This window comes from Allobosea sp. 01N443 (assembly GCF_056399325.1).
The window spans coordinates 1-14883 of the sequence record NZ_JBFTRC010000141.1 but is presented as its reverse complement, the minus strand read 5'-3'; the positions used below and the strand labels follow the sequence as shown (position 1 = coordinate 14883).

At 65.2% G+C, this 14883-nt stretch carries 16 protein-coding genes and 1 pseudogene; 10 read left to right on the top strand and 7 right to left on the bottom strand.

The annotated features are described in order from the left end of the window. Together AC1DRP_RS26295 and AC1DRP_RS26290 are read left to right on the top strand one after the other, a co-directional pair. Window positions 1-491, top strand: a 491-nt coding sequence (locus AC1DRP_RS26295; RefSeq protein ID WP_476769992.1) for a GntR family transcriptional regulator, incomplete at its 5' end; no start/stop codon positions are given. A 145-nt stretch (window positions 492-636) separates the two neighbouring features. Next, window positions 637-1155, top strand: coding sequence for a flavin reductase family protein (locus tag AC1DRP_RS26290; RefSeq protein ID WP_441491450.1), 519 nt, complete (start codon window positions 637-639; stop codon window positions 1153-1155). A 7-nt stretch (window positions 1156-1162) separates the two neighbouring features. On the opposite strand, the gene pcaC is transcribed toward AC1DRP_RS26290, so the two are convergent. The 5 genes from pcaC to pcaB are packed head-to-tail and all read right to left on the bottom strand — an operon-like array spanning window position 1163 to window position 5394. Then, entirely contained in the window at window positions 1163-1558 is a 396-nt protein-coding gene (gene pcaC, locus AC1DRP_RS26285; RefSeq protein WP_441506192.1) for a 4-carboxymuconolactone decarboxylase, read from the bottom strand. A 10-nt stretch (window positions 1559-1568) separates the two neighbouring features. Beyond that, entirely contained in the window at window positions 1569-2348 is a 780-nt protein-coding gene (gene pcaD / locus AC1DRP_RS26280; protein ID WP_476769991.1) for a 3-oxoadipate enol-lactonase, read from the bottom strand. 19 nt (window positions 2349-2367) lie between these two features. Then, complete coding sequence (locus AC1DRP_RS26275; protein WP_441506190.1) at window positions 2368-2778, bottom strand: aconitase X swivel domain-containing protein; 411 nt, start codon at window positions 2776-2778, stop codon at window positions 2368-2370. Continuing rightward, the gene (locus AC1DRP_RS26270; protein ID WP_441506189.1) at window positions 2769-4028 is read right to left on the bottom strand and encodes an aconitase X; all 1260 of its coding nucleotides are present in this window, start codon (window positions 4026-4028) and stop codon (window positions 2769-2771) included. The genes AC1DRP_RS26275 and AC1DRP_RS26270 overlap by 10 nt, the downstream gene beginning before the upstream one ends. A 1-nt stretch (window position 4029) precedes the next feature. Then, window positions 4030-5394 carry a 3-carboxy-cis,cis-muconate cycloisomerase gene (pcaB, locus tag AC1DRP_RS26265; RefSeq protein WP_476769990.1) on the bottom strand — a complete coding sequence of 455 codons (1365 nt, stop codon included), beginning with the start codon at window positions 5392-5394 and terminating at the stop codon, window positions 4030-4032. 166 nt (window positions 5395-5560) lie between these two features. Between pcaB and AC1DRP_RS26260 the strand changes: the two genes are divergently transcribed. After that, window positions 5561-6013, top strand: coding sequence for an SRPBCC family protein (locus tag AC1DRP_RS26260; protein ID WP_476769989.1), 453 nt, complete (start codon window positions 5561-5563; stop codon window positions 6011-6013). A 106-nt stretch (window positions 6014-6119) separates the two neighbouring features. Here the strand turns inward: AC1DRP_RS26260 and AC1DRP_RS26255 are convergent, their stop codons facing one another. Beyond that, window positions 6120-7463, bottom strand: a complete 1344-nt coding sequence (locus AC1DRP_RS26255) for a methyl-accepting chemotaxis protein (protein WP_476769988.1) — start codon at window positions 7461-7463, stop codon at window positions 6120-6122. Between the two features lie 358 nt (window positions 7464-7821). Here AC1DRP_RS26255 and AC1DRP_RS26250 point away from each other — a divergent pair, with 358 nt between their 5' ends. The 7 genes from AC1DRP_RS26250 to AC1DRP_RS26220 all read left to right on the top strand — a co-directional run bounded on the left by AC1DRP_RS26250 (window position 7822) and on the right by AC1DRP_RS26220 (window position 14733). Continuing rightward, entirely contained in the window at window positions 7822-8322 is a 501-nt protein-coding gene (locus tag AC1DRP_RS26250; protein WP_113514142.1) for a (2Fe-2S)-binding protein, read from the top strand. 84 nt (window positions 8323-8406) lie between these two features. Beyond that, complete coding sequence (locus AC1DRP_RS26245; protein WP_476769987.1) at window positions 8407-10770, top strand: xanthine dehydrogenase family protein molybdopterin-binding subunit; 2364 nt, start codon at window positions 8407-8409, stop codon at window positions 10768-10770. A gap of 17 nt (window positions 10771-10787) precedes the next feature. Further along, window positions 10788-11591, top strand: a complete 804-nt coding sequence (locus AC1DRP_RS26240; RefSeq protein ID WP_476769986.1) for an FAD binding domain-containing protein — start codon at window positions 10788-10790, stop codon at window positions 11589-11591. A gap of 79 nt (window positions 11592-11670) precedes the next feature. Then, window positions 11671-12054: a RidA family protein gene (locus AC1DRP_RS26235; RefSeq protein WP_441491442.1), complete on the top strand. Its 384-nt coding sequence runs from the start codon at window positions 11671-11673 to the stop codon at window positions 12052-12054. Window positions 12055-12084: 30 nt separating this feature from the next. Then, a complete protein-coding gene (locus AC1DRP_RS26230; protein ID WP_113514152.1) occupies window positions 12085-12993 on the top strand; it encodes an AAA family ATPase in 909 nt (302 codons plus the stop codon). Window positions 12994-13101: 108 nt separating this feature from the next. After that, the gene (locus AC1DRP_RS26225; RefSeq protein ID WP_162768090.1) at window positions 13102-13476 is read left to right on the top strand and encodes a nuclear transport factor 2 family protein; all 375 of its coding nucleotides are present in this window, start codon (window positions 13102-13104) and stop codon (window positions 13474-13476) included. Between the two features lie 54 nt (window positions 13477-13530). Continuing rightward, entirely contained in the window at window positions 13531-14733 is a 1203-nt protein-coding gene (locus AC1DRP_RS26220) for a vWA domain-containing protein (protein WP_476769985.1), read from the top strand. Here the strand turns inward: AC1DRP_RS26220 and AC1DRP_RS26215 are convergent. Then, window positions 14730-14883: pseudogene (locus AC1DRP_RS26215) on the bottom strand (IS481 family transposase); the annotation flags it as partial. The gene AC1DRP_RS26220 and the pseudogene AC1DRP_RS26215 sit on opposite strands and share 4 nt — an antisense overlap.

Here is a 14883-nt window from a genome sequence, read left to right as displayed (position 1 = left end):
GCCTCGCACAGCAGGGGCTGGTCGACATCCTGCCGCGCAAGGGCGTCGTCGTCACCGGCATCAACGCCATCGACATCATGGCTGCTCTGGATGCGCGAGAGGTGCTGGAGAGGCTGATCGCATCGGATGCGGCGAAGCGGGCGAGTCCGCGCGAGCGCATCGTCATCATCGAGAAGGCGCGCGCCATGCGCGTTGCAGCCGAGGCCGGCGATGCCAATGCCTATATGCGGCTCGACAAGGAGCTCGATGCGGCGGTCGCCGCCGCCGCACGCAGCCCCTATGCGACACGCGCCGTCGAACCGCTGCAGGCCCTGATCCGGCGCGCCTGGTACTATTTCGAGCGCGAGGACGATCTGGTGCCCGCGGCGGGGCATCATGTCGCCTTCGCCCAGGCCCTGGCAACGGAGGATCCTGCCGCGGCGAGTGCAGCCAGCGATGCCCTGATGCAGCACTTGCGCGCCGGCTTGCTGGCGACGCTCGGCCGCGACTGAGAATTGAGGGGCGCGCGCCATTGATATATCTATTTCGAGGGCCGTGGAGCCCATGACGGCATGACATTGCGGCTGTGCGCTGGCCATCGCGCCGGAAAATCCCTACATCAGCCGGCGAAGACCTCCATTCCTGCAGATCGGGCTGATGACCAAGACGTTCCAGGCCGTGCCCCATGTAACGGCCATTCCTGATGCGCCGGCCTTCCGTCAGGCAATGGCGCAGGTCACGAGCGCCGTGCATATCGTCACCACGCGGGGCACGACGGGCCGCGCGGGCCTGACTGCGACCTCGGTCGCCTCGGTGTCCGACGCGCCGCCGACCATGCTGGTCTGTGTCGACGGCATCAGCCGCACGCTCGCCGCGATCGAGGCGAGCGGGACTTTCTGCATCAACACGCTGGCGGGCGATGACGGGGATCTCGCCGAGATCTTTGCGCGGCGTCGGGGCATCGAAGGCGAGGCCCGTTTCGCGACGGCCGAGTGGACGACGCTCGTGACCGGAGCGCCGGCACTCGTCGGCTCGCTTGTCGCCTTCGACTGCAGGCTGATCGAGGTGCACCGTGTCGCGACCCACCGCATCCTGATCGGAGAGGTCGTGGCGATCGGCGGCCGGGGCCAGGGCAGCGGGCTGGTCTACCGGCGGCGCGGCTTCTCCGAGGTCTGAAGGGCCGTCAGACCTCTCCGGCTTCCTCGGCGACCTCGGCGAAGACGATGGCCGCTTCCTTGAAGGCGTGATTGGCGGCTGGCACGCCGGCATAGATCGCTGTCTGCATCAGCACTTCCTTGATCTCGTCGCGCGTCAATCCGTTGTTCAATGCGCCACGGACATGGATTCGGAACTCGCCCCAGGAGCCGAGCGCGGCTGCAATCGAAAGCACGATGAGCGAGCGCTCACGCTTGATCAGCCCCGGCCGGTTCCAGATGTCGTTCCAGGCGGTTCGGGTGATGAACTCCTGCCAGTCGCGGTTGAACTCGGTGACACCGGCACTGGCCTTGTCGACATAGGCCTCACCAAGCACGGCGCGGCGGGTCTTCATGCCATTGGCATAGCGGGTGGCGTCGTCCATGGCGGCCTCCTCAGGCGTTCAGGAAGTCGAGAACAGCCCGGCCGAAKGCCTCGGGCTGCTCGAGATTGGAGAGATGGGCGGCATCGAGCGTGACAAGCTCTGCACCGTGGATGGAATCGGCGATCTGCTGGCCGACGGCGGGCGGTGTGGCCGGGTCGAGCGCGCCGACAATCACCAGCACGGGCAGGACGATTGCCGAGATCGCCTCGCGCTGATCCATGTCGCGGATCGCGGCGCAGCAGCCCGCATAGCCGAGCGGTGGCGTGGTCGTGAGCATCGCACTCACGGCCTCCAYGGTCTTTCCGTCGCGCTCGCGGAAACCCGGGCTGAACCAGCGTTCCAGCGTCGACTGCACCAGCGGCCCCATGCCATTGGCGCGGACATTGCGGATGCGGCCGTTCCAGAGATCGGGCGGTCCCATCCGGGCGGAGGTGTTGGCCAGCACCACGCGGTGGAGCCGCCTGGGGGCATGGGTTGCGAGCCATTGCCCRACCATTCCGCCCATGGACACGCCGCACCAGTGCACCTTGTCCAGGCCGAAATGGTCCGTGATGCCGATCGCGTCGCCGGCGAGTTCGGCCAGCGAATAGGGCCGGTCTGGCGCCGTCGATTTGCCATGGCCGCGCGAGTCGTAGCGCAGGACGCGGAACTGCTTGGTCCATTCGGGAATCTGCGGATCCCACATGTGCAGATCGGTGCCGAGTGAGTTCGAGAGCATCAGGACAGGTGCGTCCTCAGGCCCGTCGAAGCGGATATTGAAGGGCTCGCCCCGGATGGTCTCGATCGGCATCGTCCTGTCTCTCCCTGGCCTATTGTACCGCGATGTTGCCGTCGCTGCTGATCAGAAGCGTCTTACCTGCAAGCGCCGCTTGCTGCGATGCGGGCAGCCGCAGAGCCGGCGGCGTCGGCCAACCCATCTCACGCGCGACGACGAGGCCGAGCAGCAGGATCGCATCGGGCGCATCCATCAGGATCGCCGCGGGCGCGTTCCCGGCATGGACGAGTTCGAGCAGCACGGCCGAGGCAGAGGACGAACCGATCGTGCCGGGCAGGGCGAGCACAGTGCCAGCGATGTTGCGGTCTCGCTCGGGATGGCGCGCATCGATGATCATGCCCGTGCGCGGATCGACGCCGCCCCAGAAGCTGATTGCTGCGCTGAGCGCCAGGCACTCGCCCTTCACGTCGCCGCCGGGGATCAGGATTTCGCCCTTCAAGACCATGTCCGGGGCTCCCTGACGAGGCGACCGGCGACGGCGCTCTCGACGCATTCGGAGAGCGAGCCGTAGGTCACGGCGTAGCCGGTATTGCCCGGTGCATATTGCGCGAACTTGCCGGAGTTCGTCATCAGCACCGCGCCTTCGATCTCGGGCAGGATCGGCGTCACCACCACGCAGGTATCGACGACGAAGATGACGCCGGCGGCTTCCAGGCGCTTGCGGCGCCCCTGCGCTTCCAGAGGTTGGAGCACGTGGCGACCGGTATTGGCGTAAAGCGGGCGAGAGAGCGTGCGGTCCGCGAGCAGGTTTTCCAGCTCACCCATCTCCTTCAGGGAAAGGTGTGGCGAGCCGATCGCGACTGCGTCGATACGGTCGGTGGTGCCTGCCGTGGAGAGCCGCGCAAGGGTCGCCTGCACCTCCAGATGCGTCAGCACGATGCGCTGTTTCGGGGGGCGGTCCCCGAGTGCCGTGGCGAGATCAGGAGCTTCGGGCGTGACACCGGCGACATGAAACAAGCCGACGCCTCCGGTCGAGGCAGCAGCCGCACCGAGCGCCTTTAGACGGTCCTCGGTCGTACAATCCTGAAGCCCCTCAATGACGACGACCGTGCTCCCGGCAGCGCGTCCAAGAAAGGTGCCGAGCACGGGATAGAACACATCCGACCGGCGCAGCTCCTTCGAGAGCCCTCCGACGTCGAGCAGCAACTCCGCGACACGGTTCTCGGCGCGGTGGAGGCCGTAATCCGGGGCGCGCCCGGCAATCGCGCAGGCGATGTCGAGGAAATCGCCATAGCGGTTGGTGCGCGCGCCCAGCACCGAGTTGCAGAAGACGACGGCATTCGACTCGCCCCAGGCGACGTCGCTGCCCTGTGCGGGGCGGTGTCCGGCCTGGTAGGGCGCACAGGTCCAGCTCGGTTCGCAGCCCATCGCCTCATAGGCGCGCATCATGCGGGCCGCCATATCGCGCTGATGTGCGGCGAGGCGGATCACGGCACAGCCGGCGGGGGCGAGGGAGCCGACATTCAGCGTCGCCCGCACAGCGACCCTGGCGCCGCCCTCGACCAGTTTCTCCGCGAAGAGCGTGCCGGAATCACCGTGGTAGAGCGCGCCGTCGATATGGGCCGAGGCAACGGGTATCAACCTCCGTGCACCCATCAGGCGAGCGGCTTCGGCGACGATACGCAAGGCCATCGCTGAGCCACCGCCTCGCGCGCCGGAGGCAATCGCCCGCTCCTCGTCGGTCAGTTGCAGCATGTCAGTCCATATACTCGCGCTCTTCTTCGTAGAGCGCGAGTATCCGGTCGATGATGCAGTCGCTCGCTCCGCGATAGGTCGCCGGATCGAACAAGATGTCGAGTTCGTTTTCACCAAGGCGGCCGGCGAGCGCCGGATGCTCGGCGAGAATGGACTTGAGATGCCTGCCGCTGGCCACGCAGTCGCGGCTTGCCTCCTCGAGCAGGTGATGCGCCTCGGCCCGGCCGATCGACGCCGCAAGCGCGAGCGAAACCCGCTCGGCCATGACCAGGCCGTGGGTGAGCTCGAGATTCTGCCGCATCCGTTCCGGAAAGACCTGCAGGCCCTCGATCAGCGCCACACTTTGATGGAGTGCCGTACCGGCGATGATGAAGAGTTCGGCAAGCGTGCGCCATTCGGCATGCCAGCCGCCCATGGCGCGCTCGTGCTCCTGCGGCATCGCTGCGAGCATGGTCGAGACCAGCCCCGGAGCGCGCTTCGCTCCGGCGAGGATCAGCGTGCACAGCACCGGGTTGCGCTTGTGCGGCATGGCGGAGGAGCCGCCCTTTCCGGGCGCTTCCGGCTCGGCCAGTTCGCCGATTTCGGTCTGCGCCATCAGCGCCGTGTCCTGGGCGATCTTGCCGAGATGCCCCAGGACGATGCCAAGCGCGGCCGCGATCCGCGCCGGCCGGTGCCGCTCCGTGTGCCAGGGCGTCAGGACTGCGCCGATCGCCGGCATCGTCCTGCAGAAATTCTGGAGCACGGCTTCAGCCTTGTCGCCGAGCGAGGCCAGGGTCCCGGCTGCTCCGCCCAACTGATGCGAAGCCTGGCCGTAGATCATGAAATCGTCATGGAAGCGAACGATCGGCCCAAGCCACTGCGCCACCTTGACGCCGAAGCTGATCGGCACGGCATGCTGGAGGAAGGTGCGCCCGATCATCGGAGTGTTTCGATGGCGCTTCGTCAGTTCGGCGAGGGCGTGGGCGAGACGGGCGGAGCGCCGGAGGATCAGCCGGTAGGCCGTGCGATATTGCTGGGCCTGGCCGGAATCGATCACATCCTGGCTGGTTGCGCCATAATGCACCCATTTGGCCGCTTCCGGATCGACCGCAGCGACCTGGGCGGTCAATTGCTTGACCAGCGGGATTGCGGGGTTGCCTGCAAGAGTCGCGGCCCTGCCGATGGCGCCGATGTCATAAAGCTCGGCCTTGCAGGCCGCCGCGATCACGTCGGCGGCGGCCGCGGGGATGACGTCGGCGGCCGCTTCGGCGCGAGCGAGCGCGGCCTCGAAATCCAGCATGCCTTGCAGAAGTGCCCGGTCTTCGAACAGGCTTGCCATCTCGTGATCGGCGAAGAGCTCGCCATAGAGACCGGGCAGGTCAGTCATGGCGGCTCCGCGTGTTCGGAAATGCGTGGCGCAATGCAGGCTCGCTCCCCTTGTCTAGGCTGGCGCTTTCCGATCAAGGATAGACCAATGGGTCCTTGGATAGACCCGAGGCGCGCTCGCCCGCAATATGGGCCGTTCGGCGCAGCCAAGATGGAGGAGTGACGCCGTGGCGATGACGATGAATGGCGAGGTCACCTTACCCGCCAGCAAGGATGTGGTCTGGGCAAAGCTCAACGATGCCGAGGTGCTGAAGGCCTGCATTCCCGGCTGCGAACAGCTTACCAAGGACGACGATACGCATTTCTCGGCGGTGGTGAAGGTCAAGCTCGGGCCGGTGAAGGCGACCTTCCGCGGCAAGGTCGAGCTTGCCGATCTCGATCCGCCGAATGGCTACCGGATCGCGGGCGAGGGCGAGGGCGGGATCGCCGGATTCGCCAAGGGCGGCGCCAAGGTCGTGCTCAGTGACGCGGAAGCAGGGCAGACATTGCTGAGTTACGAGGTCGAGGCGCAGGTCGGCGGCAAGCTGATGCAGCTTGGATCCCGACTGATCGATTCGGTCTCGAAGAAGCTTGCCGACGAATTCTTTGCGAATTTCGCCAAGGCGGTCAGCGAAGRCTGAGCGCGCCCAAAGCATCGGCCCGAAACGTGGATGCGGTTCTCGGAAAATCCGATGCAAACGCAGGAGGTTAGATCACCGAACCGGATACACTATCCGGTTCGGTGATCTACGAGGCCTTGCGCAGCGACGCGAGAGCCTCGCTGACGGACGCTTCCGCCGCTCCGATCTGGAGCGCGATGTCCGACGCGGCTGTGTTGGCACGCTGGAGCGCTCTTGCCGTCGTGGCAAGTCCGTCATTGACGGCGGTCGCACTGGCGATGGCTTCGTCGGAGCTGTTTGCGACCTCGGCCGCATCGCGGGCGATGCTGGTCGTGACGAAGCTTTGCTGGGCGACGGCATCCGAGATCGCTTCGGAATCGCCCCTGATCTCACCAATCGTCTTGCCGATCGACGCAGAGCGGACGCCGCAGACCTCGGCACTGGCGGCCAGTTCGGCGATCTGCCGGGCAATATCCTGCGTCGCGCTGGCGGTCTGGGTCGCCAGCGATTTCACTTCGGAGGCGACGACCGCGAAGCCTYGGCCAGCCTCCCCGGCGCGTGCGGCCTCGATGGTTGCGTTCAGCGCGAGCAGATTGGTCTGTGCCGCGATATCGGCGATGAGCCCGACTACGGTACCGATGCTGCCGGTGACCTCGCGCAGCCTTGCGACGGCCGAATTCATCGCCTCCGCGTCGTCGACGGCCCGATTGGCAATCGCGAGGCTTTGCCGGGCGCGGTGTCCGATCTCGGCGATATTGGCCGACATCTCTTCTGTGGCGGCCGCCGTCTGGATCGCCTTTTCGCGCACGAGGGCGGAGGCGTGGGCGAGGCTACCGATCTGATTCTTGATGAAGCTGGTGGCTTCGGTCGTCTCGAACGAGGTCGAGACGAACTGCTCGACCGCGCCGCTGATCGTCGTATCGAGCTGCCCGATGCGGGACTTCATCAGCGCAGCGGCGTTGTCGAGGGCCTGTCCGCGCCGTTCGGCCTCGCCAGCCTCGATCTGCTGATCGATCGTGATCGCGGTATTGATGTCGTAGGTCAGGATCCGCTCGATGATGTAGAGATCGCGGCCCACCTTCTTCGGCGACAGGACAAGGCGCCAACGGCTGGCGACCGAGATCGCCTGGTACAATGCGAAGGCGATCGAGACCCGTGGGCGTGGACCGACCTTGGCCACGCGCTCCAGCACACATAAGCGCTCGATCGAATTGCAATAGGCTTCGCCGAACTCTCCATCGAACAGCTGCTTGAAATGTGCGGCTTCGGCCGGATAGAGCGTTTCGGCGACGGGCTCTACCGTGCTGCGCAGGGGCGCATGGATCACGAAGGCACGGGCAAAATCCTTGGCAACGAGGCCCTCGATCACACGGTCCACAATGGAGCGATAGCTTCGCAGGCGCTCGCGCTGGGCCTCGTCGAAGCCGATGGCGCGCAGGCGCCGCTGGATTTGATCAGAGATGGTCGACACCGACACGTTCATGATCCCGAGCAAGGCTTCGATAGCGATCAGCAAAGCTGTGATCTCCGGCGTTAACATTCTGCGAATGCAGGCCGTTCTCGCGCGCGTTTTCGTACGCGTGTGTTTGTTGCAGTGCAGCGTTGATGCTTGGCGAAAACAGCACTCAAAGTCCGCAAAATCGCCGCTTCATCTTGTTGCCATCGCGCTTGACCGCGCAAAATCCCGGGTCCACATTCCGTTTCGAGCTGTTCCAAGAAAAAACTGCCTGATGAGGCTAGAGGTTTCGCGAACGGCTCCGGCTCCGGATTTCAGTGGCTGGGAGGGTCACTGGCCGGGCGCCGGACGTAGGGTCCCAGGAGATGTGCTCATGGCCACGGTTTCGTTGACGGTGAACGGCAAGGCCGTCACCGCGAATGTTGATCCTCGCACCCTGCTGGTGCAGCTCCTGCGCGAGAACCTACGACTGACCGGTACGCATGTCGGCTGCGACACCAGCCAGTGCGGTGCCTGTGTCGTCCATCTCGACGGCAAAGCCGTGAAGTCCTGTACGACGCTTGCTCTTTCGGTCGATGGCGCCACGGTGACGACGATCGAAGGGCTCGCCGTGAACGGCGTGCTGCATCCGATGCAGGAGGCATTTCGCGAGCATCACGGCCTGCAATGCGGCTACTGCACTCCAGGCATGATCATGGCTGCGGTCGATATGGTGAGCCGTCGTGGCCATTCGCTCGATGAAGCGACGATCCGTGATGATCTCGATGGCAATATCTGTCGGTGCACGGGCTACCACAACATCGTCAAGGCGATCGCTGCCGGGGCGGAGGCGATGGGCAAGGCGGCGACGCCGACGCGCAAGGCTGCCGAGTGACGCCTTCGGCCGGCGCGCTCCCGCGCAGGCCGGTTCTCAAGCCATGAGGCGTCCGCCAGAGGCGCTGTGCGAGGAGGGAACACCATGTCCGCAACCGGAATCGGCGCCGCTGTCCGCCGCAAGGAAGATCACCGTTTCATCACCGGCCAGGGCCGCTACACCGACGACATCAACAGGCCTGGCCAGACCTACGCCTATTTCCTGCGTTCGCCGCATGCCCATGCCACGCTCAACAGGATCGACGCCAAGGCCGCGGCGACGATGCCGGGCGTGCTTGGGATCTATACAGGCGAGGATCTTGCCGCCGATAAGATCGGTGGGCTGATCTGCGGCTGGATGATCCATAACAAGGACGGTTCGCCGATGCGGGCCGGCCCGCATCCGGCGCTGGCTCAGGGCAAGGTCCGCTATGTCGGCGACCATGTCGCGGTCGTGGTGGCCGAGACGCTGGCGCAGGCCAGGGACGCGGCCGAGGCGATCAGCGTCGATTACGGCGTGCTGCCGGCGGTGGTCGACACGGCGAGTGCTGCGAGCTCGAAGACCCAGGTCCATGCCGAGTCTACCGACAACACGGTCTTTAACTGGCATCTCGGCGACAAGGCTGCGACCGAAAAGGCGTTCAAGGCGGCCAAGCACGTCACGAAGCTCGACCTCGTCAATAACCGCCTGGTGCCGAACCCGATGGAGCCGCGCGCGGCCGTCGGCGATTACGACCAGGGCGAGGGCGCCTTCACGCTCTACACCACCAGCCAAAACCCGCATGTCGCGCGGCTCGTCCTTTCCGCCTTCATCGGCATTGCGCCGGAGAACAAGCTGCGTGTCGTCGCGCCGGATGTCGGCGGCGGCTTCGGCTCCAAGATCTTCATCTATGCCGAGGAGACGGTTTGCGTCTGGGCTGCGAAGAAGGTGGGCCGGCCGGTGAAATGGACCTCGGACCGTACCGAGGCCTTCCTCTCCGATGCGCATGGGCGCGACCATGTCACCCATGCCGAGCTCGCGACCGACGCTGATGGCAAGATGATCGGCATGCGGGTGAAGACGACGGCCAATCTCGGCGCCTACCTTTCGACCTTTTCGTCCTCGGTGCCGACCTATCTCTACGCCCCGTTGCTGTCGGGCCAGTACGATATCCCGGCGATCTATTGCGAGGTCGATGCGGTCTACACCAACACGGCTCCGGTCGATGCCTATCGAGGCGCCGGCCGGCCGGAGGCGACCTTCGTGGTCGAGCGCCTGGTCGAGATTGCGGCGCGCGAACTCGGCAAGGATCCAGCCAAGTTCCGGATGCAGAACTACATCAAGAAGTTCCCGCATCAGACGCCGGTGATCATGATGTACGACACCGGCAACTATGCTGCCTCGATGAAGAAGGCGCTGGAGATCATCGACTACAAGGGGCTCGCCAAGCGCAAGCGCGACTCGGCCCGCAACGGCAAGCTGCGTGGCATCGGCTTCTCCTCCTATATCGAGGCCTGCGGTATCGCACCGTCGGCTGCGGTCGGCTCGCTGGGGGCTGGCGTCGGCCTGTGGGAATCGGCGGAGGTGCGGGTCAACCCCGTTGGGACCGTCGAGGTGCTGACCGGCTCGCACAGCCACGGCCAGGGCCATGAGACGACCTTTGCCCAGCTCGTCAGCGACCGGCTCGGCATCCCGATCGAGAATGTCTCGATCATCCATGGCGACACCGACAAGGTGCAGATGGGCATGGGTACCTACGGCTCCCGTTCGGGCGCGGTCGGCATGTCCGCGATCGCCAAGGYTGTCGACAAGGTCATCGCCAAGGGCAAGAAGGTCGCGGCCTATGTGCTCGAGGCGGACGAGGCCGATATCGATTTCAAGGATGGCAACTTCCACGTGAAGGGCACGGACAAGACGCTCGATTTCGGCTCCTGTGCGCTGCAGGCTTACATCGCCCACAAGTTCAATGGGCAGGATCTCGAGCCGGGGCTGAAGGAAGGCGCGTTCTACGATCCGACGAACTTCACCTTCCCGGCCGGTGTCCATATCTGCGAGGTCGAGATCGATCCCGAGACCGGCATCACCAGGATCGAGCGCTGGGCGGCCGTCGACGATTTCGGCATCGTGATCAACCCGATGATCGTCGAGGGCCAGGTCCATGGCGGCATTGCCCAGGGCGTCGGCCAGGCGCTGCTCGAAGGGGCGCGCTACAATCAGGACGGCCAGCTCGTGACTGCGAGCTTCATGGATTACTGCATGCCGCGTGCGGACGATCTGCCGTCCTTCGATGTCGGCATGACGGTGACGCCGTGCCCGTCCAACCCGCTGGGCATCAAGGGCTGCGGCGAGGCGGGCGCGATTGCCTCGCCGCCGGCCGTGATCAACGCCATCACCGATGCGCTCGGCCATGAGGAGGTCACCATGCCGGCAACGCCGCAGGTGGTCTGGCGCGCAGCGCAGAAGAGCATCAAGCGAATGGCCGCCGAGTGATCTGAAAGGACAACACGATGTACGCTTTCACCTATCATCGCCCGGCCACGGCCCGCCAGGCCGCTGGCCTCCTCGCCAAGAAGGAGGATGCCAAGCTGCTGGCCGGCGGGCACACCCTGCTGCCGACCATGAAGCAGCGCCTCGCGTCGCCGACACACCTCGTCGATCTCGGCGGTTGCGCCGATCTCAGGGGCATCGAGCGCAAGGGGCGCAATGTCGTTATCGGTGCGATGACGACCCATGCCGAAGTGGCGGACTCGGCTGTCGTCCGGGAGGCGATCCCAGCGCTGGCCTATCTCGCCTCGCATATTGGCGACCCGCATGTGCGCCATCGCGGCACGATTGGCGGCTCTGTCGCCAATAACGACCCGGCGGCGGATTATCCGGCGGCGCTCATGGCGCTCGGCGCCACCATTGTCACCAACAAGCGCAAGCTCACGGCCGGAGAGTTCTTCACCGGCCTCTACGAGACGGCGCTGGAGGAGGGCGAGATCGTTGTCAGGATCTCCTTCCCGCTGGTGTCGAAGGCAGGCTACGCCAAGTTCCGCAACCCGGCTTCCCGCTATGCACTGGTCGGCGTCTTCGTGGCCAAGCGGGGCTCGGAGGTCAGTGTCGCGGTGACGGGCGCCGGCGAAGGCGGCGTTTTCCGCTGGCCGGAGGCCGAGGCCGCTTTGAAGGCCCGGTTCGCTGCGAAATCTCTCGATGGCATCAAGCACACGGCCAAGGGCAYCAATGCCGACATGCATGCCGATGCCGAGTATCGGGCCCATCTGATTGGCGTGATGGCACGGGAAGCAGTTGCCAGGGCGACGGGCAAATAGCCGAAGCCGATTGACCTGCGACGGAATCCTCCCCCACACAGGGGAGGATTTTTGCTGATTGGCTGGTTGCGAGCGGAACATGGACAAGATGGTCATCACGGCGCCCGAAGCGCCCGAAGCAGCCGGCGGCTATGCCCAGGCCCTGCTGGTTTCCGGCGCGAGCCGACAGCTCTACATCAGCGGGCAGATTCCGAGCACGCGCGATGGAACTGTGCCGGAGAGCTTTGCCGAGCAATCGCGGTTGGTCTGGCGCAATATCGAGGCCCAGTTGCACGCTGCCGGCATGACGCTCGACAACCTCGTCAAGGTCACGACCTTTCTGTCCGATCGCCGCTTTGCCGCGGAGAGCCGGCAGTCGCGCAAGGAGATCCTCGGCGACCGGAAGGTTGCGCTCTCCGTCGTCATCGCTGGGATCTTCGACGAGGCTTGGCTTCTCGAGATCGAGGCCATAGCTGCCGCCTGACCGGCTCTGTTCTTTTGTCGCGAGAAGCCCTTGAAAACTCCCGGTTCCATCGACGCCACGCTTTCTCTCCTGCAATCGCAGGGCTATGTCGCCGATCGGGCGCTGGCGACTGTGCTCTATCTGGCTCTGCGCATGAAGCGACCGCTGCTGCTGGAGGGCGAGGCCGGCACGGGGAAGACCGAGATTGCCAAGGTGCTGGCGGCCGCGCTCGGGCGGCGCCTGATCCGGCTGCAATGCTATGAGGGGCTCGATCTCGCCTCCGCAGTCTATGAGTGGAACTATGCGGGCCAGATGATGGCGATCCGTCTCGCGGAGGCGGGTGGCGCTGCGGGGGATCGTGCCCGACTCGAATCCGACATCTTCTCGGAGCGCTATCTGGTCAAGCGCCCGCTCTTGCAGGCGCTGGAGCCGCAGGAGGGCGGGGCGCCAATCCTGCTGATCGACGAACTCGACCGCACCGACGAGGCCTTCGAGGCCTTCTTGCTCGAGGTGCTGGCCGACGCGCAGGTGACGATTCCCGAGCTTGGCACGATCAAGGCGGCGGAGCCGCCGATCGTGATCCTGACCTCGAACCGTACACGCGAGATCCACGACGCGTTGAAGCGCCGTTGCCTCTACCACTGGGTCGGCTACCCCGACACGGCTCGCGAGCTTGCCATCCTGAAAGCGCGCGCACCGGAGGCCCCGGCCAAGCTGGCAAAGCAGGTCGTCGCCTTCGTGCAGGCGATCCGCAAGGAGGAGCTGTTCAAGGCGCCGGGCGTCGCCGAGACACTCGATTGGGCAAGTGCGCTGGTCGAACTCGACGCAGTCGCGCTTGACCCCGCGATCGTCTCGGACACGCTGGGGGCGCTGCTCAAGTACCAGGACGACATCCAGGCGATGCAGGGCTCGAAGGTGAAGGAACTGCTGGACCAGGTGAAGGCCGACGTGCGGGGATAGGCGCGCCTGCCGTGAGGACAGGCCTTGTGTACCGACCCAGGTCTTTCCTCTCATTCGCGTCGCAGCAGGTGGATGCGCGGGACCGGCCCGCGCATGATGGAGCAAGCGATGAACGACGACATCAAGGCGATCGAAGCCGCTACCTGGACTTATCTCGACGGGCTCTATGAGGGCGATGTCGGCAAGCTGAGCCAGATCTTTCATCCAACAAGCGCACTGACCCAATCGCTCCACGGCGAACTGAAGATCGTGCCGCGCGCCGAGTGGTTCGAGGCCGTGCGCAATCGCCAGTCTCCGAAGGCTGCTGGGATGGAGCGCAGCGACCATATCCTGACCATCGATCTCGTGGGCCCGGCCCTGGCTCTGGTGAAGCTAAAATGCCAGATGCCGCCGCGCTATTTCACGGATCTGCTCTCCTTCGTAAAAGTCGACGGCAAATGGGTCATTGCGCAGAAGGTCTTCATGACCGAGACCGCAGCGTGATCGCGCGGCAAGCCCTGGCCGGCGATCCGCGTCTACCATGACGGTGAGAACCTCGTGACCGGCAAGCTGCCTGAGAACATCGTCTATTTCGCGCGGGCGCTGCGCATCGCCGGTGTGCCCGTTGGTGCGGGGGCGGTGGTCGAGGCCGTCGAGGCGCTGGCGGATGGTGCGCTCGGTGCACGCGACGACGTTTACTGGGCGCTGCATGCGATCTTCGTGAAGCGGCACGAGGACAGCGTGATCTACGACCAGGCCTTTCGTCTGTTCTGGCGGCGGCGCAATCTGATCGAGAAGATCATGGCGCAAATGTCCCCCGTCTCTCCGGGGGCGGATAGTCAGCCGGAGAAGGCGGAAGCGGGTGCGTTGCGGGTCGCTGAAGCATTTGCTCCGCCGCGAGACGAGCGTGACGAACCCCCGGTCGAACTGACCGAGCTTTCGGCGCGCCTGACCGTCTCCGATCGCGAAATGCTGAAGTCACGCGACTTCGCCCAGATGAGTGCGGCGGAGATCGCCAAGGCCAAGCAGCTGATGTCCGAGCTGCGCCTGCCGCGGGATACCGTGCCGACGCGGCGTTTCCAGGCATCGCATGTCGGCGCGCGCATCGACCCACGCCGCACCTTCCGGCGTTCGCTCAGGGGGGGAGGCGGCTCGATCGACCTCGCATTTCGCGAGCGCGCCGAGATCCATCCCCCGGTGGTCGCGCTCGTCGATATCTCGGGCTCGATGGCAGAGTATTCGCGCATCTTTCTGCATTTCCTGCACGCGATCACGGAGAAGCGCCGCCGGGTGCATTCCTTCGTCTTCGGCACGCGCTTGACCAATGTCACGCGGGGCCTGAGGGCGCGGGACCCTGACGAGGCGCTGGCCCTTGCCGGCAGGGCAGCGCCGGACTGGGAAGGTGGCACCCGCATTGCCGATGCCCTGCACAGCTTCAATCGCGTCTGGTCGCGGCGCGTGCTTTCGGGCGGGGCGATCGTGCTGCTTTTCACCGACGGGCTGGAGCGACATCTCGATGGCGAGCTCGCCTTCGAGATGGACCGGCTGCACCGCTCCTGCCGCCAGCTCGTCTGGCTCAATCCGCTGCTGCGCTTCGATGCCTTTCAGGCGCGGGCCAGCGGCATCCGGGCGATGCTGCCGCATGTCGATTCGTTCAGGCCGATTCACAACCTCGCGGCGATGGCTGATCTCTGCGCCGCACTCTCGCCGGACGCAGACCGGAGAAGTGATCCACGCCTGTGGTTGAAGAAGGCGGGCTAGGTGTTTAGTCCCGGCATTTGATGGATTGGATCGAGCCTGAATCGTTCTGGCTCTGAAGTCCAGCATTTGCAGATGAACTCGTAGGGTGTGAGCCCCCTAAGGGTCTTCAGCCGGCGGCCGAAATTGTAGGCGGCAACGAAGTCTGTGAGG